Source organism: Streptomyces sp. NPDC004838 (genome assembly GCF_053600955.1).
The window spans coordinates 112609-132960 of the sequence record NZ_JBSGAW010000014.1 but is presented as its reverse complement, the minus strand read 5'-3'; the positions used below and the strand labels follow the sequence as shown (position 1 = coordinate 132960).

General features: G+C 72.1%; 19 protein-coding genes. 13 read left to right on the top strand and 6 right to left on the bottom strand.

Features of this window, described 5'->3' with window-relative positions:
• The first annotated feature begins 163 nt into the window (after nt 1–163).
• The gene (locus tag ACWEFL_RS18125; protein WP_451713306.1) at nt 164–925 is read left to right on the top strand and encodes an IclR family transcriptional regulator; all 762 of its coding nucleotides are present in this window, start codon (nt 164–166) and stop codon (nt 923–925) included.
• 33 nt (nt 926–958) lie between these two features.
• Here ACWEFL_RS18125 and ACWEFL_RS18120 read toward each other — a convergent pair whose 3' ends face one another.
• Nucleotides 959–1705, bottom strand: coding sequence for an IclR family transcriptional regulator (locus ACWEFL_RS18120; RefSeq protein WP_451713303.1), 747 nt, complete (start codon nt 1703–1705; stop codon nt 959–961).
• A gap of 121 nt (nt 1706–1826) precedes the next feature.
• The gene (locus tag ACWEFL_RS18115; RefSeq protein ID WP_451713300.1) at nt 1827–2378 is read right to left on the bottom strand and encodes a TetR/AcrR family transcriptional regulator; all 552 of its coding nucleotides are present in this window, start codon (nt 2376–2378) and stop codon (nt 1827–1829) included.
• A 55-nt stretch (nt 2379–2433) separates the two neighbouring features.
• On the opposite strand from ACWEFL_RS18115, the gene ACWEFL_RS18110 reads away from it, so the two are divergent.
• The 3 genes from ACWEFL_RS18110 to ACWEFL_RS18100 are packed head-to-tail and all read left to right on the top strand — an operon-like array spanning nt 2434 to nt 6793.
• The gene (locus ACWEFL_RS18110) at nt 2434–4293 is read left to right on the top strand and encodes a S9 family peptidase (RefSeq protein ID WP_451713297.1); all 1860 of its coding nucleotides are present in this window, start codon (nt 2434–2436) and stop codon (nt 4291–4293) included.
• Nucleotides 4287–5510 carry a metal-dependent hydrolase family protein gene (locus ACWEFL_RS18105; RefSeq protein ID WP_451713295.1) on the top strand — a complete coding sequence of 408 codons (1224 nt, stop codon included), beginning with the start codon at nt 4287–4289 and terminating at the stop codon, nt 5508–5510. The genes ACWEFL_RS18110 and ACWEFL_RS18105 overlap by 7 nt, the downstream gene beginning before the upstream one ends.
• A gap of 44 nt (nt 5511–5554) precedes the next feature.
• On the top strand, nt 5555–6793 hold the full coding sequence (locus ACWEFL_RS18100) for an MFS transporter (protein WP_451713293.1): 1239 nt from the start codon (nt 5555–5557) through the stop codon (nt 6791–6793).
• 198 nt (nt 6794–6991) lie between these two features.
• Here ACWEFL_RS18100 and ACWEFL_RS18095 read toward each other — a convergent pair whose 3' ends face one another.
• On the bottom strand, nt 6992–8089 hold the full coding sequence (locus ACWEFL_RS18095; protein WP_451713290.1) for a hypothetical protein: 1098 nt from the start codon (nt 8087–8089) through the stop codon (nt 6992–6994).
• A 301-nt stretch (nt 8090–8390) separates the two neighbouring features.
• Nucleotides 8391–8969 (bottom strand): histidine phosphatase family protein, encoded by a 579-nt coding sequence (locus ACWEFL_RS18090; RefSeq protein WP_451713288.1) that lies wholly within the window; start codon nt 8967–8969, stop codon nt 8391–8393.
• A gap of 293 nt (nt 8970–9262) precedes the next feature.
• Between ACWEFL_RS18090 and ACWEFL_RS18085 the strand changes: the two genes are divergently transcribed.
• The 3 genes from ACWEFL_RS18085 (at nt 9263) to ACWEFL_RS18075 (ending at nt 10836) form a co-directional block, all read left to right on the top strand.
• Nucleotides 9263–9484: a CbtB domain-containing protein gene (locus ACWEFL_RS18085; protein WP_451713286.1), complete on the top strand. Its 222-nt coding sequence runs from the start codon at nt 9263–9265 to the stop codon at nt 9482–9484.
• A gap of 50 nt (nt 9485–9534) precedes the next feature.
• Nucleotides 9535–10308, top strand: coding sequence for a CbtA family protein (locus tag ACWEFL_RS18080; RefSeq protein ID WP_451713284.1), 774 nt, complete (start codon nt 9535–9537; stop codon nt 10306–10308).
• A gap of 135 nt (nt 10309–10443) precedes the next feature.
• A complete protein-coding gene (locus tag ACWEFL_RS18075) occupies nt 10444–10836 on the top strand; it encodes a VOC family protein (protein WP_451713281.1) in 393 nt (130 codons plus the stop codon).
• Here ACWEFL_RS18075 and ACWEFL_RS18070 read toward each other — a convergent pair.
• Entirely contained in the window at nt 10776–11534 is a 759-nt protein-coding gene (locus tag ACWEFL_RS18070; RefSeq protein WP_451713278.1) for a helix-turn-helix domain-containing protein, read from the bottom strand. The genes ACWEFL_RS18075 and ACWEFL_RS18070 overlap by 61 nt on opposite strands.
• A gap of 149 nt (nt 11535–11683) precedes the next feature.
• Nucleotides 11684–12895: a YihY/virulence factor BrkB family protein gene (locus ACWEFL_RS18065; RefSeq protein ID WP_451713276.1), complete on the bottom strand. Its 1212-nt coding sequence runs from the start codon at nt 12893–12895 to the stop codon at nt 11684–11686.
• A 17-nt stretch (nt 12896–12912) separates the two neighbouring features.
• On the opposite strand from ACWEFL_RS18065, the gene ACWEFL_RS18060 reads away from it, so the two are divergent.
• The 6 genes from ACWEFL_RS18060 (at nt 12913) to ACWEFL_RS18035 (ending at nt 20347) form a co-directional block, all read left to right on the top strand.
• A complete protein-coding gene (locus tag ACWEFL_RS18060; protein WP_451713274.1) occupies nt 12913–14583 on the top strand; it encodes an acyl-CoA dehydrogenase family protein in 1671 nt (556 codons plus the stop codon).
• A gap of 215 nt (nt 14584–14798) precedes the next feature.
• Nucleotides 14799–16034 (top strand): GAF domain-containing protein, encoded by a 1236-nt coding sequence (locus tag ACWEFL_RS18055; RefSeq protein WP_451713272.1) that lies wholly within the window; start codon nt 14799–14801, stop codon nt 16032–16034.
• Nucleotides 16035–16602: 568 nt separating this feature from the next.
• Entirely contained in the window at nt 16603–17169 is a 567-nt protein-coding gene (locus ACWEFL_RS18050; RefSeq protein ID WP_451713269.1) for a GNAT family N-acetyltransferase, read from the top strand.
• Nucleotides 17170–17689: 520 nt separating this feature from the next.
• The gene (locus ACWEFL_RS18045; RefSeq protein ID WP_451713266.1) at nt 17690–19387 is read left to right on the top strand and encodes a nitrite/sulfite reductase; all 1698 of its coding nucleotides are present in this window, start codon (nt 17690–17692) and stop codon (nt 19385–19387) included.
• Between the two features lie 67 nt (nt 19388–19454).
• A complete protein-coding gene (locus tag ACWEFL_RS18040; RefSeq protein ID WP_451713264.1) occupies nt 19455–19634 on the top strand; it encodes a hypothetical protein in 180 nt (59 codons plus the stop codon).
• Nucleotides 19631–20347, top strand: a complete 717-nt coding sequence (locus tag ACWEFL_RS18035; RefSeq protein ID WP_451713261.1) for a phosphoadenylyl-sulfate reductase — start codon at nt 19631–19633, stop codon at nt 20345–20347. The genes ACWEFL_RS18040 and ACWEFL_RS18035 overlap by 4 nt, the downstream gene beginning before the upstream one ends.
• The last annotated feature ends 5 nt before the right edge of the window (nt 20348–20352 follow it).

Sequence of the window (20352 nt, the reverse complement as noted above, 5' to 3'; positions counted from 1 at the left end):
TGAAGGCCCCGCAGCCCTCGGCGGAGTGCGGTTGGGGCGACCGCCGCCATGCGGCCTCCTTCAGGTGGTGGGTACAGCCATGTGGTGGATGCGGCCATGATGGATCGATGCGTTCAAAATCGTCAAGCATTCATGTTCAATATGATCGCGCTAGGCTGTCGTGGTGACGACGACCTTCGACAGGGGCCTGGCTCTCCTCGGCGCGATCCTGGACGCGGAACTGGGCTCGGCCGGCTACCCCGGCAACGCTCAGCTCGCCGCTCAGATCGGCCTCGACCAGGCCACGGTCTCCCGCATGCTCAAGGACCTCGCGGCACTGGGTCTCATCGAGCGGGCCGAGCGGGTTCCCGGCTGGCGCGTCGGGCCCGGTTACTTCGCGCTCGCGGCGGCGGCCGGCGACGGTCGCCTCCTGGTGCGCGCGCGGCCGCTCCTGCGGGGGCTGGTGGCACGCTGGCACGAACCCGCCTGGCTGTCGGTGCGTTCGGAGGGCACGGCGCTCACGGTCGAGGCCCAGCTCAGCCACTGGTCGTCCTATGTGGCGGCGACCCCCGGAGCGCGGACGCCGATCTGGTGCACCGGGCCGGGCCGGGCGCTGCTGCTCGACCACACCGAGCAGCAGCTCGCCGAACTGCTCGAAGGGGTGGAGTTCATCGGCGGCGGCCCGAGGGCCGCCCGCGGGATTCCCGCGCTGGCGGCCTACAACAGCGCCGACCGGCTCGCCGGAGTGGTCGTCGCCGACCGCGAGTTCGAGCATGACGTGGTGGACTTCTCGGCACCCGTCCGCGACCCGTCCGGGGCGATCGTGGCCGCGCTCAACCTCGCCGTTCCACGGTTCCGCCTGGCCGACCGCACAGCCGGGATCGCGGCGTCGGTAGCAGAGGCGGCCAGGGCGCTGGAGGCCGGGGCCGTGGAGGCCGGGCGCTGAAGGCGGGGGCTCTGAAGGCCGGGCCGCCGGAGGTCAGGGCCGCCGGCCGAGAAGGCCGGAGAGCCGGTCGGCCAGGTCCTTGATGACCCGACCGTGCCGCTCGGCCAGCGGGGCGAGCCGCTCCGACGGCCCCTCGGTGTGCAGAGCGCAGACGATCTCACCGGAGAAGTCCCGGACCGGCGCGGCCACGGCGAACACCCCCGGCTCCGACTCCCCGTCCACGACCGCGTATCCGCGCGCCCTGGACGCCAGCAGCCGGGCCTCGAACTCGGCCACGCCGGTCGGGGCGGCGGGCCCGTAGGCGATGAACTCGGTGTCGGCGAAGACGATCTCCAGCTCCTCCCGGCTACAGTCCCACAGCAGCGCCTGACCCGCGTCGTCGCAGTACAGCGGGTACGAACGGCCCACCCAGGAGAGCCCCGACGGCACATCCTCCAGGACGGCCACCGCGCCGTCCCCCCGCACCTCGGCCAGGAACGCGCTCGCCCCGGTCGCCTCCGCCGCGGCGCGCAGAATCGGCGGCCCCTCGGTGAACAGCCGCGCCCGGACCGCGCGGGTCGCCTGGCTGCGGAGGCGCCAGCTCGGCTCGTAGGCGAGCGTGCCGGGATCCCTGCTGAGCAGACCGGCCGCCCCCAGGCTCTGCAGGGTCCGGGACACCTGGACCCGGCCGCGTCCGAGCCGGTCGGCGATCCCCGTCGAGGTCACGGGCGATCCGGCGGCGGCCACCGCGAGCAGCACATCGAGTCCGCGGCTCAGGCTCCGTACGGTTCCGGTGGTCATCCGGCGATCGTATCCGCCGATCCATGCCGTTGCGCTCGGGCCCCGTCAGCACGCACGGCCGCCCCCGCCGACGATCCGCCCGGCCACTCCGCGCCGGCCCCGCGCGGGGCGTTCCGTCAGCTCAGCACAGGTCCAGCGAGGCCAGCAACGTACCGAAGGCTTCCTCGACCCGCTGCCGGTCCCCCGAGGTCGTGAGGTCCAGCATGAGGCCCCGGAGCGACCAGGCGAGCAGATGCGCCTCGTTGGCCGCCCGCTTCTCGTCCAGCCCTTCGCGTAGGCCCTGTTCACTCAGGATGCGGGTCCAGTCGGCGAGGGAGTCGAGGAACTCCCGGTAGGCATCGGGCTCTTGGGCGGCCAGGCCGAGCACGTAGAAGAAGTTCCCGGTCCGGCCCCGAGAGGCCGGTGAGGAGTACAGCTCCCACAGCGACCGCAGCAGCTGCGCGCGGGTGGTGTGGGGCGCATCGGCGAAGTACACCCGCTGCTCCTCGGCGCGGAGCCGCTGAAGCACTTCGGCGAGCAGCCGTTCGCGAGACCCGAAGTGGTAGATGAGCATCCGATGGCTGGTCCCGATCGCCTCGGCGAGGCCGCGGAGGGACATATCCCCCATTCCGCGCTCCCCTACATGAGCGACAGCCTTGGTGAGCAAATCGTTGCGGGAGTCTTGACGGCTCATGTACCGATGGTACACGCTCCGCTCTGTACCAGTGGAACATGAAAGGGGCGCTCCTTTGCCCGAATCTCAGATCTTCGCGCACAGCGCCGATCTCTCCCCGGACGGACGCCTGGTGGCCTGGGCCGCGCAGTGGGCGGAAGGCCCCGCCGACCGGGTGGAACTGCGGCTGAGCGCCGTCGGCGAGCCCGGATTCCGGGCGGTGAAGCACGGTTCACGCGACACCGATCCCGCCTGGTCGCCCGACGGACGGCGGCTCGCGTTCGTGTCCGACCGCGCCGGAACGCCCCAACTCCATCTGCTGGACCCCGACTCCGGCGAGATCGTCAGGGTCGCCGAGACAGCCGTGGTCCAGGGGCCGGTGTGGAGTCCGGACGGCCGACGGCTCGCCTGGACCGCCCTGTCGAACCCGCCCCGCGACCCGGCCGCGCCCTACCGCATCACCCGCGCCGTCCCCTGGGCGGACGGCATCGGCCTCGTCGACGACGCCCTCACCGACATCTTCACCGTCGACGTGGAGACGGGAGAGGTCCAGCGGCTCACCGACGACGACCTGCTCAACCGGGCCCCTGCCTGGGGCCCCGGCGGCATCACCTATGTGGCGAGCTTCCCGCCCGGCTCACCGGCTCCCTCGGACCAGGTGCGCACCGTGACCGTGGACGGCCGGATCATCGACCGCGGCCCCCTGGTGCCGGATGTGGCCCTGGCCCGACCGCTGGCGGACGGCCGTGTCCTCCACGGCTCCATGGCCCTGCTGCACCCGGCGTCGGGCGGCGACCTGTGGATCACCGGCCCCGAGGGGACCCGCTCGCTGACCGAGGGCCTCGGCCTCGACCTGTACGGCTTCTTCCACACCGACACGCCGAGCCCGCTGGGGGAGACCCCTGTGGTGCTCGGGGACGCGACACACGCCGTGGCGTCCGTGCACCGCGGTGGCACCCTGGAGATCCACCGCTTCGCCCTCGACGGCCCCCCTCGCTCCACACCCCTGGTCACTGGAGCGCGCACGGCCCATCCGATCGCCCTGCGCGCCGGACGCCTGCTCCACACCGGCGCCACCGCCGCCAACCGGCCGGATCTGTATGTGACGGACGTCGACACCGGCGAGGAGACACGTGTCACCTTCCTGGCCGGCGAGCCGACGCACACGGTGGAACAGCTCGCCTTCAACTCCGCCGACGGCACCGCGATCGAAGGCTGGTTCCTGAGTGCCGCCGGGGCCACCGCGCCGTACCCGACCGTTCTGATGATCCACGGCGGCCCGCACGCCGCCTACGGCGAGGTGTACAACGCCGACGCCCACCGCCTCGCGGACCACGGCTACGGCGTGCTGATGATCAACCCGCGCGGCTCACGGGGATACGGCCCCGAGTTCACCGACACCACCGTCGGCGCCTGGGGCGAGAGCGACTTCCCCGACTTCATGGCCGCGGTGGACCACGCCGTCGACGAGGGCCTCGCCGACCCCGACCGGCTCGGCGTCTGCGGTCTGTCCTACGGCGGCTACATGACCTGCTGGATCACCTCCCACACCGACCGCTTCCGGGCCGCCGTCGCGGAGAACCCGGCCACCAACCTGCACAGCCTGTACGGGACATCGGACCTGGGCGTACCCCTGGTCACCGCCACGATGGGGTCCTCCCCAGAGCGCCTCGCCGAGTGCTCGCCCCTGACCCACGCCCACCGCAGCACCACACCCACCCTGCTCATCGTCGCCGATCAGGATCACCGCTGCCCGCCCGAACAGGCCCGCCAGTACTACACCGCGCTGACCACGGCCGGATGCCCGGCCGAGATGCTCGTCCTCCCCGGCGCCAGCCACGACGGGTCCATTTCCGGGCCTCCCGCCATTCGCGAAGCCCAGGACGACGCCCTCGCGGAGTGGATGGACCGCCACCTCAAGGAGCGCTCGTGCTGACACTCGCCGGAGCCACCCTCATCGACGGAACCGGGCGCGACCCGGTCGCGGGCGCGCACGTCGTCATCGACGGGACCCGTATCCAGGACCGCGCGCCCTCCGGACGGACCCTGGACCTGACCGGCCTGACCCTCCTTCCGGGGCTCATCGACGCCCATGTGCATCTCCTCGGCGCGGGACACTCCCTCGGCGGGGTCGCCGAGGGCCAGGTCTCGGCCGCCGAGGTCGCCGCCGGTACGTTCCACGCCGCCGAAAGGGCGCTCCACTCGGGATTCACCACCCTGCGCGACTGCGGTGGCGTCGACGGGGGCCTGGTGCGCGCCATCGCGTCCGGCCTGGTGCCGGGGCCGCGCGTGCTGGTGGCCGGGCCGATCCTGGCCCAGACCGGCGGCCACGGCCACTTCGGCTCGACGTTCGGCGGCGGTGGCGACTGGGCCGTACCGGGCCTCGGACAGCTCAGCCTGATCTGCGACGGCCCCGACGAGGTCAGGCGGGCGGCAAGAACGGCGTTCCGCAGGGGCGCGGACTTCCTCAAGATGTGCGTCACCGGAGGCGTCGTCTCCCATTCGGACGCCCTGACCGACACCCAGTTCACCGACGACGAGATCCGGGCCGCCGTACGGGAGGCGGACGCCCGCGGCACGTACGTCACCGTGCACGCCCACAACAGCGAGGGCGTCCGCGTGGCGGTGCTGGCGGGGGCGCGCTGTGTGGAGCACGGGAGCCACCTCGACGAGGAGACCGTAGCCCTGATGGCCCGCCACGGCGCCGCGCTGGTACCGACGCTGACCGCGGCCCGGCGCATCGGCGAGACCGCCGACGACATCGGCCTGGACCAGGACACCGTCACCCGCGCCGACGGCTTGGAGGCCGCGATGGGCCGCGCCCTGCGCACGGCGGCGGCGGCCGGGGTGCCGATCGGCTCCGGATCCGACCTGTTCGGCGGCGGCTCCTGGCGCCACGGCCGGGAACTGGCCCTCAAAGCGGAACTCATCGGGCCCATGGCGGCCATCACCTCCGCCACCTCCGTCAATGCCCGCATCCTCGGTCTGGACAGCCATCTGGGCACCGTCCAGCCGGGCATGACGGCAGACCTCATCGCCGTCGACGGCGATCCCCTGACCGATCCCGGCCTCTTCGAGGACCCCGCACGCGTGGTGCTGGTCGTCAAGGACGGCCGGATCGTCAAGGACACCCAGCGCCTCCTCACCCCTTGACCGCCGCGGATCAGCCGCGTCCCCAGAGAGAGCCGTACACCACCATGACGCTGACCACAGAACAACTCGCCCCGCCCAGACCGGGCCGCGGAGCCCTGCCGAGTTACGCACTGGCCATGTTCACCCTCTCCGCGTGCTTCGGCGCCCCGGGCGGGGTGCTGATCGCCGTCCAGGTCGCCGAGCTGGCACCGGACGACAAAGTTCAGGTCTTCGGCCTGATCAGCGCCGTCTCCGCGCTGGCCGGCGCCCTCGTCTCGCCGATCGGCGGGGCGCTCTCCGACCGAACCCGCTCACGGTTCGGCAAGCGGGCCCCCTGGATCGTCGCGACGGCGCTGATCGGTCTGCTCGGCATGGCGGGATCCGGAGCGGCCAACTCGGTGCCGATGCTGCTCATCGTCTGGAGCGCGACCAATGTCGTGCTCGGGGTGCTCCAGGCCGTACTCACCCCCTACATCGCGGACCGTATCCCGCTCGGGAAGCGGGGCAGGGCCTCCGCCTACCAGGGTGTCGCCTGGCTGACGGGCAACACCATCGGCATCGCACTCGCCAGCCAGTTCACCCTCTCCGTGCTCACCGGCTATCTGCTGTTCGGCGCCGTCGCCGCCGCTGCCTCGCTGCTGTTCGTGTTCGTCGCGCGGGAAAAGTCCACGCTGGACGTGGAGCGTGTCCCCCTCACCCTGCGCGACCTCCGAGACCTGCACTGGGTCAGTCCGCGCCGGCATCCGGACTTCGCTTGGGTATTCGTCGCGCGGGCCCTGTTCCACCTCGGGTACGGCGGCCCCCTGTACTTCCTCTTCTATCTCGTGGAGGACTACATCGGGTACCAGGGCGACGTCGCCGGGGCGGTCGCGATCCTCGCCCTCCTCATCGCCGCTCCCACACTGCTGGCCGGGCCCCTGACGGGATGGCTCACGGACCGCACCGGCCGACGCAAGCCCTATGTGATCGGCTCGACGGTGGTGATGTGCGTGGGGCTTGCGGTACCGCTCATCTGGCCCACCTGGCCGGCGATGGTCGTCTTCGTCATGATGCTGGGCTTCGGCTTCGGCTCGTACTTCGCCTCCGACGGCGTGCTGATGACCGTGGTGCTCCCCCGCGCGGAGGACACCGGCAAGGACATGGGCCTCTTCCTCCTCTCCGGCTACGTCGCGCTGGCCGCTTCCCCCTACTTCGCCTCCCTGGTGGTGACGCACTTGGGCGGATACCCCGCCCTGTTCATGTCCTCGATGGTGGTCCTCGCCCTCGCGGCCCTGTCGATCCTGCCGGTCCGCGGGGTCCGCTGATGCTGTTACCGCGGAGGTCCGCCGCGACGGGCCGGGCCGCGACGGTAAGAGGGCGTCCGCCCCGGCGGACGCCCTCTTCGCTGCGTACGGGCGCGTCGCGTACGGGTGCGATCCCCGCGTACGGCGGCCGGGGCATCACCGGCGCGGTACGGCACGCCCCGTCACGGCGCGCGCGGTACGGCGCGCCCCGTCACGGCGCTAGATCGCGTACCGCCAACTCGTCAGCATATGCGCGCCGTACCAGCAGCCGAAGAGCGTCGCCGCGAGCAGCACGGCCACGAGCGTGCGCGTTCGGGCCCGGCTGAGGGCGGAGGCGAACGGCAGCAGGAACACCACCGCCGGCACCAGGAGCCGCAGTTTGGAGTGGTAGTAGTTGCTCTGCGCGAGGGTCAGGATCAGCATGACGGTTCCGTAGACGAGCAACGGGGGCCACGCGTCGCGTCGCCAGGCGACGACGGTCGCGCAGATCGCGCCGACGAGCAGCACCGCCGTGCTCACCGGCACCCAGCCGTCGCCGCGCGCCAGCGTCTCCCGCAGGAAGACGAGAAACGACGCGCCGTTGTCCCAGTGGGTGCCCCAGCCCGCCTCCTGGATGAGGAACCACGCGTTGAGCTGCCCGGCGCGGTTCGCGACCCACAGCAGATAGGCGGGGGTCCCGGCGCAGGCGAGGGCGACCGCGAGGATCGGGCGGGCGGAGAGGCGGCGCTCGCTCCGCATCGCAAGCGCCGCGGCGAGCGCGAGGGCCACCGCGAGGGCGAACGCGGCGGGCCGGGTGAGCCCGGCGAGGAAGGCCGCCGAACCGGCGGTGAGCCAGGCCCCCCGGTGCGCGGCGAGCAGCGCGCCCGCCGCGAGGGCGAGGAAGAGCGACTCGCTGTATCCCATGAGGAAGGTGAGGGCCATGGGCTGCGCCCCGGCGAGAAGAACGATCGCGATGGTCGCGGTGCGGAAGTCGTAGAGCCGGGTGAGGAGCAGGTGGAGGGCGAGGAGCGCGGCCAGCAGCGAGAGGTGGGCGATGACGATGGCGGCCGTACCGGCGTCGAGGCCCGTCAGTTGGTGCAGGCCCCTGGTGAGCAGGGGGTAGAGGGGGAAGAAGGCGAGGTTGTTCCCGCGGAGTTCGCCGTCCGGCTCCCGGCTGAAGCCCTCGGGGTAGCCGTCCGTGACTATGGACGCGAACAGATCGCCGTCCCAGGCGAGCAACCGTTCTCCTACGCCGGGGCCGCCCGGCGGGATCATCGCGGAGAGTACCCAGAGGTGGAGGACCGTGCTCACGCCGTACACGGCGAGGACGATTCCCATGACCCGTCCGACGGCCGAGTGCGGCTCCAAGGATCTGCCTGCCGGTCGGAGAAGACGGGGGCGGGGGATCGTGATACCGACCGGTCGGCGGAGACCGCTCTCTGTCCGGTTCGGCATCGATTCCTCGCAAGGTCAGGTTCCAGCTGGCCTTACGCGGTACGGCGGCCATCGGTCGGCACGGCGTGACGCGTATCACTGAACGCGATCCGCGCGGTCGCCGGGCGCGTTCCACGGTAGACGCTGCCGCTCTCGCGGCGAAGTGGGGGCGGCGGTCGAGGCCGCGCCCGCGCGGCGGCGGGGCTCACTCCCGCTCCTCCCCGGCCAGCGGACTTCCGCAGCGCAGGTTCCAGCGCTGGGAGCGTCCGGTGAGTTCCGTGAGCGCCAGCGGGGGAACGTCCAGCCGCCAGAACGTCTCCGGGGGCAGGGCGAGGGCGTGGAGCAGGGCCGCTCGGATCACCGCTGGTTCCACGACGGCCAGGACCCGGCCCGCCTGGAGCGATTCCAGCCAGTCGGCCACGCGCGCGGACAGGCCGATGAGCGATTCCCCGCCGTGGGGCGCGGCCGACGGGTCGGAGAGCCAGGCGGTCACCGCGTCCGGCTCGGCCCCGGTGACCTCGGCGAGCCGGCGTCCCCGCCAGCGGCCCACGTCCCAGTCCGCGAGCGCGGCCACGGGCTCGGCCTCCGCCAGCCCCAGGGCGGCGGCCGTCTCACGGCAGCGCAGCGAGGGGCCGGTCAGCGGCCGGCCTCCGCGCGGCAGGGTGCCCGCCGCGGCCCGCGCGGCGGCGCGGCCGGGGTCGTCGAGGGAGACCTCGCCCTCGAAGCGGGCCTCCCGCAGCGCGGCCGTCGTCGCGGGTGAGATCAACATCACCCGTACCGTCATCGTCGACTCCCTCCCGTGGAAACGCCCCAAGACCCAATCACATCCGAGGAGTTCACACCGCTCCTTCCCCGCATACCGGCACGTCGCGGTGCGTACGGGGTGTGTACGCGCCATAGCGGGCCGCACGCGCACGCGGTACGGTCGCGTGGACATGACGACGGTGTGACGGAAGTCCGGTGAGAATCCGGCACGGTCGCGCCACTGTGTACCCGTACCTCCACGGGAAGTCAGACCCGGCACCTTCGTCTTCGGCACCACGATCGGGACGCGTTGTTCCCTCAGGAGGTTCTGCCATGGCTCAGTCGGCCGTGCCCGCCACCACCGCCGCCGCACCGGCGCTCACCCCTATCTCACTGAAGGCGATCGCCCCCTGGGCCGCCTTCTTCGGCATCCTGATGCTGGTCCTCCTCTACTTCGTCGGCGCGGAGCAGGGCGCGGTCGCCCTCGTCTCCGGTGAGACGGTTCACGAATGGGTCCACGACGGGCGTCATCTCCTCGGCTTCCCCTGCCACTGATCACCACCCGGCCCCAGCACACCGGCCCAAGCACAGGGGAAGCGATCTCCATGAACTCCATATCCGTTAGAGCCCTGCTCGTCCGGGGCATGCTCGCCGGCCTGGTCGCCGGTGTGTTCGCGCTGGCTGTCGCGTACTTCCTCGGCGAGGGTCCGGTGGACGCGGCCATCGCCTTCGAGGAGGCGGGCAGCCATGCGCACGGCGGCGAGGCGGGCGAGGAACTCGTCAGCCGGGCCATGCAGTCGACGGCCGGTCTCGCCACCGGTGTCCTGATCTTCGGTGTCGCGATCGGCGGGATCGCGGCGCTCGCGTACTGCGTCGCGCTCGGCCGTATCGGCCGGTTCGGCCCGCGTGCCACGGCGGCGCTGGTCGCCCTCGGGGCGCTGCTGACCGTGTACGTCGTGCCGTATCTGAAGTACCCGCCGAACCCTCCGGCCGTCGGCGACCCCGACACCATCGGGAAGCGGACGGCGCTGTACTTCCTGATGATCGTGCTGACGGTGCTGCTGGCCGTGGCCGCGGTGATCGCCGGGAAGCGGCTGGCGCCGAGGCTCGGCAACTGGAACGCGACGGTCGCGGCCGGGGCGGGCTTCGTCGTGGCGGTCGGCGTGGCCTTCGCCTTCCTGCCGTCGTTCGACGAAGTCCCCAAGGGGTTCCCCGCCTCGGTGGTCTGGGAGTTCCGGCTCGCGACGCTGGCCATCCAGGTGACGTTGTGGACGGTCTTCGGGCTGGTCTTCGGGCATCTGGCCGAGCGGCTGCTCGCTCCGACGGGGGTGGCCCGGTCCGCCGGGCCGCCGTCGCCCGCCGCGGCGGCCACCGGCTGACCTCGACGGCGGCCACGGGCTGACGCGTCGTCATCCACGGTACCCGCCGGGCCCGGTGGCCCGGCGGGGTTCGCCGGACGTTCGAAGTCCGATTCGTTCAAGACCGTCGGGACGGCCCCGGTCTACGTTGAGGCCATGACTCCACGACTCGACGCGATCAGCATCGTCACCGCCGACATGGCGGCCTCTCTCGCCTTCTACCGCCGCCTCGGCCTGGACATCCCGGCCGACGCCGGCAGCGCCCCGCATGTCGAGACGGCGCTGCCCGGCGGAGCGCGCCTGCTCTGGGACACCGAGGACGTGGTCCGCTCCTTCGACCCCGGCTGGACGAGGCCAAAGGGCGGCGACCGGCTCGGGCTCGCCTTCCTCTGCGACTCCCCCGCCGAGGTCGACGCGGTCTACGCGGAACTCGTCGCGGCCGGGTACCGAGGCCACCTCAAGCCCTGGGACGCGGTGTGGGGGCAGCGTTACGCGGTCGTCCTGGACCCCGACGGCAGCGGGGTCTCCCTCTTCGCCGACGCGCGGTAGTCGCTCAGGGTCATACCGGCCAGATCGCGCATCTCCCTCGCCAGATGGGCCTGGTCGGCGCAGCCCGCCGTGAGGGCGGCGTCCGCGTAAGGCGCCCCGGCCCAGACCAGCGCCAGGGCCCGCTGGAGCCGCAGCACCCGCGCGAGCGTCTTCGGCCCGTATCCGAACGCGTCCAGCGAGCGGCGGTGAAGCTGCCGCGGCCCGAGCCCCACCGCGTCCGCCGCCGCGCCCACGGTGCCGCCCGCCTCCAGTCGGCGTACCACCTCGCCCAGCTGCGGATCCGGCCGCACGTCCTTCGCCCGGCGCAGCGCGACCGACTCCAGCGCGGCGGCGGGATCGGGGGACTCGTCGATCAGGCCGACGAGCCTCCGCGCCTCGCCCGCGCCCCACAGGTCCGCGAGATCGACCCGTCGGTCGCGCAGTTCGTACGCCGGTACGCCGAGGACGGCGGGCGCGGAGCCGGGCGCGAACCGCACCCCGACGACGGAGGTCGGGCCGGACGCGCCGGGACGGTAGGCGCAGGTGTCCGGGCCCGCGACGACGAGCCGACCCGCCATCCACATCAGATCCATGCAGCCGTCGGGCAGGACGGGACGCGCGTCCCCCGCCCCCGTGGGCGTCCGGGTCCAGACGACGGCCCCTGCGAGCAGGGAGGCCCGTTCCTCGTACATATAGGTGAGGCTAACCGCCGTGTACATGAGGCTGACGGCGGGCGGGCGGTGAGGTCGGCCGACGGCCTCGGGGGCCGGTGGCCGCAGGGCCCGTCGGCGGCCTCACGGCCCCGAGGACCGGGCGGCCGGTCGGCAGCCTCGGCGACCCGGCCGTCCCGGCACGGGCCCTGGGCCCCTCAGTCGTCCTTCGAGCGTGGCCTGTGGGACGCGTTCGCGCTGCCGCCGCCCGCCGATCTGTGGTTGTCGCGGTGCCCGTGCAAGCGGGACTTCACATCGTCCGGGGGAAGGAAGCGCGACCAGCGCTCGGGGAACTCGGAGGGCATGGCGCCGGGCTCGCCCCCGTCGGATTCGTCGTCGGCGTCGTCGTCATCAGGGTCCTCGTAGCAGTAGAGGTGGGCGGCCCTCGCCCGCGCGAGGATCTCCGCCGCCTGCTCGGCGCGGAGGCGTTCATTGGCGGCGCGGGCCGCCGAGGTGGCGACGGACGGCCAGACGCGGTCGATCGCCGCGTTCACCGCCGCGCCGACGAGCACGGCGAACGCGGAGATGCCGATCCACAGCAGGACCGCGATGGGCGCGGCGAGGGAGCCGTAGATCGTGGGGCCCTCGACCGTGCTGGTGAGGTAGATCCGGAGCAGGAAACTGCCGAGGACCCACATGACGAAGGCCACCAGCGCGCCGGGGACGTCCTCGACCCACGGGGAGCGTACGGGGACCGACACGTGGTAGAGCGTGGTCAGGAAGGCGATGGAGAGCAGGATGACGAGCGGCCAGTACAGGATGGTGACGACTTCCGTGCCCCAGGGGACCAGCGCCACCACCCGGTCGGGTCCGACCACCGCCAGCGGCAGGACGACCGCGCCGATCAGCAGCGCGACCAGATAGAGGAGGAACGCCAGCAGCCGGGTCGCGACGATGCCGCGCTGGCCGTCGAGGCCGTACATGACGGTGATCGTGTCGATGAAGACGTTGACCGCCCGCGACCCCGACCAGAGGGCGATCGCGAAGCCGATGGAGATCAGATCGGGCCGTCCGCCGTGGGTGACGTCCGCGAGGAGGGGTCTGGCGATGTCGTTGACGCCCCGGTCGGACAGCACGGTGCCGACGGCGTTGAGGATGTTCGTCTCGATCGAGGCGACCGTGGTGGTGTTGGTCCAGTCGTCGATGTAGCCGAGGAGGCCGATGAGGCCGAGCATCAGCGGCGGCAGCGACAGCAGGGTGAAGAACGCCGCCTCGGCGGCGAGGCCGAGAATGCGGTACTCGATGCACGAATTGACGGTGTCCTTCAGCAGCAGCCAGGTCATCCTCCGCTTGGAGACGTTGCGGTAAAGGACCCTGGCCCGGTGGAGCCGGCCCGGTGGCGGCTCGGGTGTTTCGTTTGCTGCCTGCACCTCCTTACCGTATCGGCATGGCAGCCAGCACCCACAAAGTGACCAACCAGGCTCCGCCCCTGGTGGGGTATGACGTCTACACCTCGGACCGGGCCCTTACGGAGGCGGTGGAACGGCATGTCCCGGCCGCGCTCCTCGACGGCGTACAGGAGGAGCTGACACGGCTGGGACGGACCGCCGGTTCGGCCCAGGCACAGGAATGGGGGAGGCTCGCCAACGAGAACCCCCCGAAGCTTCGCACACACGATCGATACGGGAACCGGATCGACGAGGTCGAGTTCCATCCGGCCTGGCACCGGCTGCTCGGGCACGCGGTCACCGCGGGCCTGACGAACGCCTGGGACCGGCCGGCCGGGCATGTGCGGCGCGCGGCCGGGTTCCTGGTGTGGACGCAGGCGGAGGCCGGACACGGCTGTCCGCTGTCGATGACGCACGCCGCCGTGCCCGCCCTGCGGACGGATCCGGCGCTGGCGGCCGAGTGGGAGCCCCGGCTGACCTCCTCGGTCTACGAGCGTGACCTGCTGCCGGCCCCGCTGAAGCCGGGGGCGCTCTTCGGAATGGGCATGACGGAGAAGCAGGGCGGCAGCGACATCCGGGCGAATACGACAAGGGCGACACCCATCAGCGGCGAGGACGGTGAGTACGTCCTCACCGGGCACAAGTGGTTCTGCTCCGCGCCGATGTCCGACGGCTTCCTGGTGCTGGCGCAGGCCGCCGGGGACGCCACCCGGTCCGGAGAGGGGCAGGGCGGCGGACTGACCTGCTTCCTGGTGCCGCGTGTGCTGGAGGACGGGTCCCGGAACGTGTTCCGTCTCCAGCGGCTCAAGGACAAGCTGGGCAACAGGTCGAACGCGTCGGCCGAGGTCGAGTTCGACGGGACCTGGGCGCGCCGGGTCGGCGAGGAGGGGCGGGGGGTGCGGACCATCATCGAGATGGTCGCTGCGACCCGGCTGGACTGTGTGATCGGATCGGCCGCGCAGATGCGGCAGGCGGTGGCGCAGGCGGTCCACCACTGCGCGTACCGCTCCGCGTTCGGCGGGCCGCTGATCGACAAGCCGCTGATGCGGAACGTACTGGCCGATCTGGCACTGGAGTCGGAGGCCGCGACGGTCCTCGGGCTACGGCTGGCGGCCGCGTACGACGCCGATACGGAGGAGGAGCGGGCGCTGCTGCGGCTCGCGGTGCCCGCCGCCAAGTACTGGGTGACCAAACGGTGTACGCCGATGGTGGCCGAGGCGCTCGAATGCCTGGGCGGGAACGGCTATGTGGAGGAGTCGGGGATGCCCCGGCTGCTGCGGGAGGCGCCGCTCAACTCGATCTGGGAGGGCTCGGGCAATGTGCAGGCGCTCGACGTGCTGCGGGCGCTCCAGCGGGAGCCGGGGGCGCTGGACGCGTTTCTGCGGGAGGTGGGCCGGGCTCGGGGCGCGGACCACCGGCTGGACGGGGCCATCAAGGACCTGCTGACCGAACTCGCCGATCTGGAAGGCGTCGAGGCGGGGGCGCGACGGCTGGTGGAGCGGATGGCACTGGTGTTGCAGGGATCTTTGCTCGTGCGTTGGGCGCCGCCGGAGGTGGCCGACGCGTTCTGTGCCTCGCGGCTGGGCGGGGAGTGGGGTGCGGCCTTCGGCACGCTGCCGCGCACGCTGGCGCTGGGGGCGGTGGTGGAAAGGGCAAGAGCCGTGGTGTGAGCGGCCGTTGACCGGCTGGGCCGGCCTCTTCGGCGAGCTTCGTTACACGTGTATTGCGATGACCCCACAACAGAGATGATCATGGTCGGGGTGGTGCTGCGCCGACACGGCACCACCCCTCGCGCTGTACACCTTCGTACACACGCACGCCCATTCGCGAGGGTTGCAGAGGGTTGCAGCCATTGCGCCGTATCGCCGTCCAGGAGGACCTCCGCGTGCCCACCACTCCGATCGACCTGGCCCGACTCGCCGCGATGGACTCGGCAGAGGCCGGCAGAATTCTGAGAGGAGTGCGGCAAGCCACCCTCAGCGGGCGTCTTTCGCCTGTCGGACCGCGGGCGGACATCGGGGAGTCCTGGCAGCGGCTGCTCCGCAGCGGGCTCGATCCCGACCGGGGGCGGCAGGGCGGATTCCTGCCGCGGGAGGAGATCGAGCGGCGCCGGGGTTCGACCCCGCTGCGCGAGGTGATGCCCCTCCTGCGGGACGGACTGGTGTCCATCGCGGACGCCGCGCAGCACATCATGATCGTCACGGATCCGGAGGGGCGTGTCCTGTGGCGGGAGGGGACGGCGTCCGTACTGCGCAAGGGGGACGCACAGGGGGTGGTGCTGGGATCGGACTGGCGCGAGGAGGTGGCCGGGACGAACGCGATCGGCACGACGCTGGCGGTCCGCCGGCCCGTCCAGGTGCACTCCGCCGAGCACTTCGTCTCGGCGCACCACTCGTGGACGTGCGCCGGCGCTCCCCTCACGGATCCGCGGGACGGCCGGCTGCTCGGGGTGGTCAATCTCAGCGGCCCGCTCGCCACGGTTCATCCGACGACGCTCCCCCTGGTCACCGCGGTCACCCGGCTCGCGGAGGCGGAGCTGCGCAACCAGCACTTCGCCGCGCTGGACCGGCTGCGCGGGGCGGCGTCGCCGCTGCTGGGCCGAATGAGGGGGCGGGCACTGGCCGTCGACGCGAACGGATGGCCGGCGGCGGTCATCGGGATGCCGCCACCGGGACGACTGCAGCTGCCCAAGTCGCTGACGGGCGGGCGGTACTGGCTGCCGTCGCTCGGCATGTGCGCGGTGGAGCCGGTGCCGGGCGGCTGGCTGATCCGGGTCACCGAACCGGGCGCGCCCGGCCCGGCGGCGCGGGTCGTGCTGGACCTCAGCCGGCCGCGGCGGGCGTCGGCGACGGTCTCCGGCGAGGCGGGCCACTGGGTCCAGGAGCTGAGCCCCCGGCACGCCGAGCTGCTGTACGCGCTGGCGGTGCACCGGGAGGGCCGCAGCGCGGCGCAGCTGGCGCAGGAACTCTTCGGCGACCCGACGCGCACGGTGACGGTCCGCGCCGAGATATCCCGCCTGCGCCGCCATCTGGCGCATGTGCTGGCGAGCCGGCCGTACCGCTTCGCGGAGGGGGTGGAAGTGGAGGTACGCGGGGTTCCTCCGGAAGGGTTCGGGGGTTGAGTCCTCGTACGGTCCCGCGGGGCCCTGCGGGCGGCCCGAGCCGTGATCCCGCCGGCGCCCCGTCCGCCGTGGGCGCGGGCACCTGCCGGGGGCTCCGCCCCCGGACCCCCGGTCCTCAAACGCCGGACGGGCTGAACTTGACCGCACGGGGCCACGACAGCCCCACCACGCACCGCCCCCGAAGCGGCAGCCACCCGCCAGGGCCTCCGCCACCGAACCCCCGGTCCTCGAACGCCGAACGGGCCGAATTCGACCGGCCGGCCCTGAAGCACCGGACAGGCCGAACTTGACCGGCCAGGTTCCACGGCAGACCCGGCCCCGCCGCCGATCGGAGGCGCGTGGTCCCGTACCGGTCGGCGGGAGGCGGCTCGGGCCGAGGCTCCGGTGCGACTCCGCATCCGACGCGCCCGCACCCGAGGCACGCGTGTCGACTGCACCGGCTGCCCCGCCGCCGAGGTCGAGGGCACGCACTCCGGGACGGAGCCCCGCAGAGCCGGGGCGGCGCACGGGGCCGGGCCCTGAGCGGAGGGGGTTTTGTCCGGGGGCGGGCGCGTGATTCCCTGGCCGCATGAGCATCAGTGTCACCACGTGGTCCCTTGAGCAGACCTCCCCCGCCGAGCTGCGGCCCTCCGCTCCCGTCGGCGACGACGTGAGGATCGTGCGCGCGGAGATCCCCTCCCCCGAGTTCAGCCGGTTTCTGTACACGGCCGTCGGCGGGGACGTCCTGTGGACCGACCGGCTCGGGATGACGTACCCGGAGTGGGAGGAGGTGCTCGGCAGGCCGGGCGCCGAGACCTGGGTGGCGTATGTGAAGGGGACGCCCGCCGGATACGCGGAGATCGAGGCCCAGGACGAGGGCTCGGTCGAGATCGTGTACTTCGGGCTGATCGCGGCGTTCCGGGGGCGCGGGATCGGCGGGCAGCTGCTCTCGTCCGCCGTGAGCAGGGCCTGGGACCTGGCGGACCGCTGGCCGGGCCTGAAGCCCACGAAGCGCGTCTGGCTGCACACCTGCTCCAAGGACGGGCCGTACGCCATGGAGAACTATCTGCGGCGCGGGTTCACGCTCTTCGACACCACGGTGGAGGAGGAGCCGGAGACCGTCACTCCCGGCCCCTGGCCCGGCGCCCACGGCTGACCGCCCGACCGCCGACCGGCCACCGGCCCGCCATCGGCCGGCCACGGGTCGGCCGTGGACCGGCCACCGCCCGGTCCACGGCCGAACGGCTCACCGCCCCACGACCGACCGGCTCACCGACCACCCCCGATCGGACCGCCCGACCGGCCCCCCACTCCACCTGCTTCTCACTATTCGAGACATTGTTGTCCAGAATACGGATCGTGGTGGACTGCCGTCCGATCTCCGTGCCACGCTTCCGTCATGTCTCGAGCTGGAATTGCCTTGGTGAGTCGGCGGCACGTCGACCACGGCCGCATGTCCAGCGCCATCTGTCCCGCCTGCTGACAGCTCAGCACCGCCGCACAGCCCGAGCATCTCCCGCATCCGAGCGCACCCCGCACTCCAGCACCCTCCGCGCTCCCGCAGTATCACCCTGTCACCGATCCCGTAGCACACCGCACCCTGCGCACCGTCGCGCCCCGAACCGCGAGTGTGCAGCTCAGAGCCGCCCTCCCGCAGTCCCGAAGGACACACCGCCATGGACGCCACCCCGCAAAAGCCCACCCCCGCCGCGACCCGCCGCAAGGCCGGACGCCACCGCGGCGAGGGTCAGTGGGCCGCTGGCCACATGACGCCGCTCAACGCCAATGAGCAGACCAAGAAGGACGACGACGGTCTCAATGTACGGACACGCATTGAGACGATCTATTCCAAGCGCGGCTTCGACTCCATCGACGGGGCCGATCTCCGCGGCCGGATGCGCTGGTGGGGCCTCTACACCCAGCGCAAGCCCGGAATCGACGGCGGCAAGACCGCGATCCTGGAGCCGGAGGAGCTGGACGACGAGTACTTCATGCTCCGGGTCCGCATCGACGGCGGGCGGCTGACCACCGAGCAGCTCCGTGTGATCGGCGAGATCTCCCAGGAGTTCGCCCGCGGCACCGCCGACATCACCGACCGGCAGAACGTCCAGTACCACTGGATCCGCATCGAGGACGTCCCGGAGATCTGGCGGCGGCTCGAAGGCGTCGGACTGTCCACGACGGAGGCGTGCGGCGACACCCCGCGCGTCATCCTCGGCTCGCCCGTCGCGGGCATCGCCGAGGACGAGATCATCGACGGCACACCCGCGATCGAGGAGATCCAGCGCCGCGTCATCGGCAGCAAGGCGTTCTCGAACCTCCCCCGCAAGTTCAAGTCCGCGATCTCCGGCTCCCCGCTGCTGGACGTGGCGCACGAGATCAACGACATCTCGTTCGTCGGCGTGGTCCACCCGCAGTACGGACCCGGTTTCGACCTCTGGGTCGGCGGCGGGCTCTCCACCAACCCCAAGCTCGGGGTGCGGCTGGGGGCCTGGGTTCCGCTGGACGAGGTGCCGGAGGTGTACGAGGGCGTCATCTCGATCTTCCGCGACTACGGCTACCGCCGCCTCCGCACCCGCGCCCGGCTGAAGTTCCTGGTCGCCGACTGGGGCGCGGAGAAGTTCCGCCAGGTCCTGGAGGACGAGTATCTGCTGCGGAAGCTGATCGACGGGCCCGCGCCCGCCGTTCCCGAACAGCAGTGGCGCGACCATGTGGGCGTGCACCGGCAGCGGGACGGCCGCTACTACGTCGGGTTCGCGCCGCGCGTCGGACGCGTGGACGGCACCATCCTCACCAAGATCGCCGAACTGGCTTCGGCGCACGGCTCCAACCGGCTGCGGACCACGGTCGAGCAGAAGATGATCGTGCTCGACATCGAGGAGTCGCAGGTCGAGTCCCTGGTCGCCGGTCTTGAGGCGCTGGATCTGCGGGTGACCCCGTCCCCGTTCCGGCGGGGCACGATGGCCTGCACCGGCATCGAGTTCTGCAAGCTGGCGATCGTCGAGACGAAGGCGCGCGGGGCCTCGCTCATCGACGAACTGGAGCGCCGCATCCCGGAGTTCGACCAGCCGATCACCATCAACCTCAACGGCTGCCCGAACGCCTGCGCCCGGATCCAGGTCGCGGACATCGGTCTCAAGGGGCAGCTGGTGCTGGACGGCGACGGCAACCAGGTCGAGGGCTTCCAGGTCCACCTCGGCGGCGCGCTCGGTCTGGAGCCCGGCTTCGGCCGCAAGGTGCGTGGCCTGAAGGTCACCTCCGCCGAACTGCCCGACTACGTCGAGCGCGTCCTGCGCCGCTTCCAGACGGAGCGCGAGGAGGACGAGCGCTTCGCCTCCTGGGCGGCGCGCGCTTCCGAAGAGGCCCTCTCATGAGCGGCGCACTCCCGGCCGAGGCGGCCGACGCGGCCGACGCGGCCGACGCGACGAAGGGCGCGAGGTCATGAGCGAGCGCGCGGCCCCCTTCTACTGCCCCTACTGCGGCGACGAGGACCTGCGTCCCAACGAGCAGGGCCATGGCGCCTGGGAATGCGCGGCCTGTAATCGGGCCTTCCAGCTGAAGTTCCTCGGGCTGCTGACCCGTGGGCTTCAACGGAACGACAAGGAAGGGAGCGGGATATGACGGCCACTCGGACCACCGACCTCAAAGCTCTCGCGGACCTCAAGGCTCTCGCCGAGCGCGCTGGGCGCGAACTCGAAGACGCGCCCGCGCTCGACGTCCTCGCCTGGGCCGCCGAGACCTTCGGCCCGCGTTTCTGCGTCACCTCCTCCATGGAGGACGCGGTCGTCGCCCACCTCGCCTCCCGCGCCTTCCCCGGCGTGGACGTCGTCTTCCTCGACACCGGCTACCACTTCCCCGAGACCATCGGGACCAGGGACGCCGTCGAGGCGGTGATGGACGTCAACGTCATCACGCTCACCCCGCGGCAGACCGTCGCCGAGCAGGACGCCGAGTACGGCCCGAAGCTGCACGACCGGAACCCTGATCTCTGCTGCGCCCTGCGCAAGGTCGCCCCGCTGGAGGAGGGCCTGACCGCGTACGACGCCTGGGCGACGGGCCTGCGCCGCGACGAGTCCCCCACCAGGGCGAACACCCCGATCGTCGGCTGGGACGAGAAGCGGCGCAAGGTCAAGGTCTCGCCAATCGCGCGCTGGACGCAGGACGACGTGGAAGCGTATGTCGCCGAGCACGGCGTCCTCACCAACCCCCTGCTGATGGACGGCTACGCCTCCGTCGGCTGCGCGCCCTGCACCCGCCGGGTGCTCGAGGGCGAGGACGCGCGCGCCGGCCGCTGGGCCGGGCGCGGCAAGACGGAATGCGGGCTGCACGGCTGATGACG

Coding starts and splice junctions, on each gene's coding strand:
- ACWEFL_RS18120 (WP_451713303.1), bottom strand. CDS start 1,705: ATGACCACCGGAACCGTACGGAGCCTGAGCCGCGGACTCGATGTGCTG.
- ACWEFL_RS18115 (WP_451713300.1), bottom strand. CDS start 2,378: ATGAGCCGTCAAGACTCCCGCAACGATTTGCTCACCAAGGCTGTCGCT.
- ACWEFL_RS18100 (WP_451713293.1), top strand. CDS start 5,555: ATGACGCTGACCACAGAACAACTCGCCCCGCCCAGACCGGGCCGCGGA.
- ACWEFL_RS18095 (WP_451713290.1), bottom strand. CDS start 8,089: ATGGGAATCGTCCTCGCCGTGTACGGCGTGAGCACGGTCCTCCACCTC.
- ACWEFL_RS18090 (WP_451713288.1), bottom strand. CDS start 8,969: ATGACGGTACGGGTGATGTTGATCTCACCCGCGACGACGGCCGCGCTG.
- ACWEFL_RS18085 (WP_451713286.1), top strand. CDS start 9,263: ATGGCTCAGTCGGCCGTGCCCGCCACCACCGCCGCCGCACCGGCGCTC.
- ACWEFL_RS18080 (WP_451713284.1), top strand. CDS start 9,535: ATGAACTCCATATCCGTTAGAGCCCTGCTCGTCCGGGGCATGCTCGCC.
- ACWEFL_RS18075 (WP_451713281.1), top strand. CDS start 10,444: ATGACTCCACGACTCGACGCGATCAGCATCGTCACCGCCGACATGGCG.
- ACWEFL_RS18070 (WP_451713278.1), bottom strand. CDS start 11,534: ATGTACACGGCGGTTAGCCTCACCTATATGTACGAGGAACGGGCCTCC.
- ACWEFL_RS18060 (WP_451713274.1), top strand. CDS start 12,913: ATGGCAGCCAGCACCCACAAAGTGACCAACCAGGCTCCGCCCCTGGTG.
- ACWEFL_RS18050 (WP_451713269.1), top strand. CDS start 16,603: ATGAGCATCAGTGTCACCACGTGGTCCCTTGAGCAGACCTCCCCCGCC.
- ACWEFL_RS18045 (WP_451713266.1), top strand. CDS start 17,690: ATGGACGCCACCCCGCAAAAGCCCACCCCCGCCGCGACCCGCCGCAAG.
- ACWEFL_RS18040 (WP_451713264.1), top strand. CDS start 19,455: ATGAGCGAGCGCGCGGCCCCCTTCTACTGCCCCTACTGCGGCGACGAG.
- ACWEFL_RS18035 (WP_451713261.1), top strand. CDS start 19,631: ATGACGGCCACTCGGACCACCGACCTCAAAGCTCTCGCGGACCTCAAG.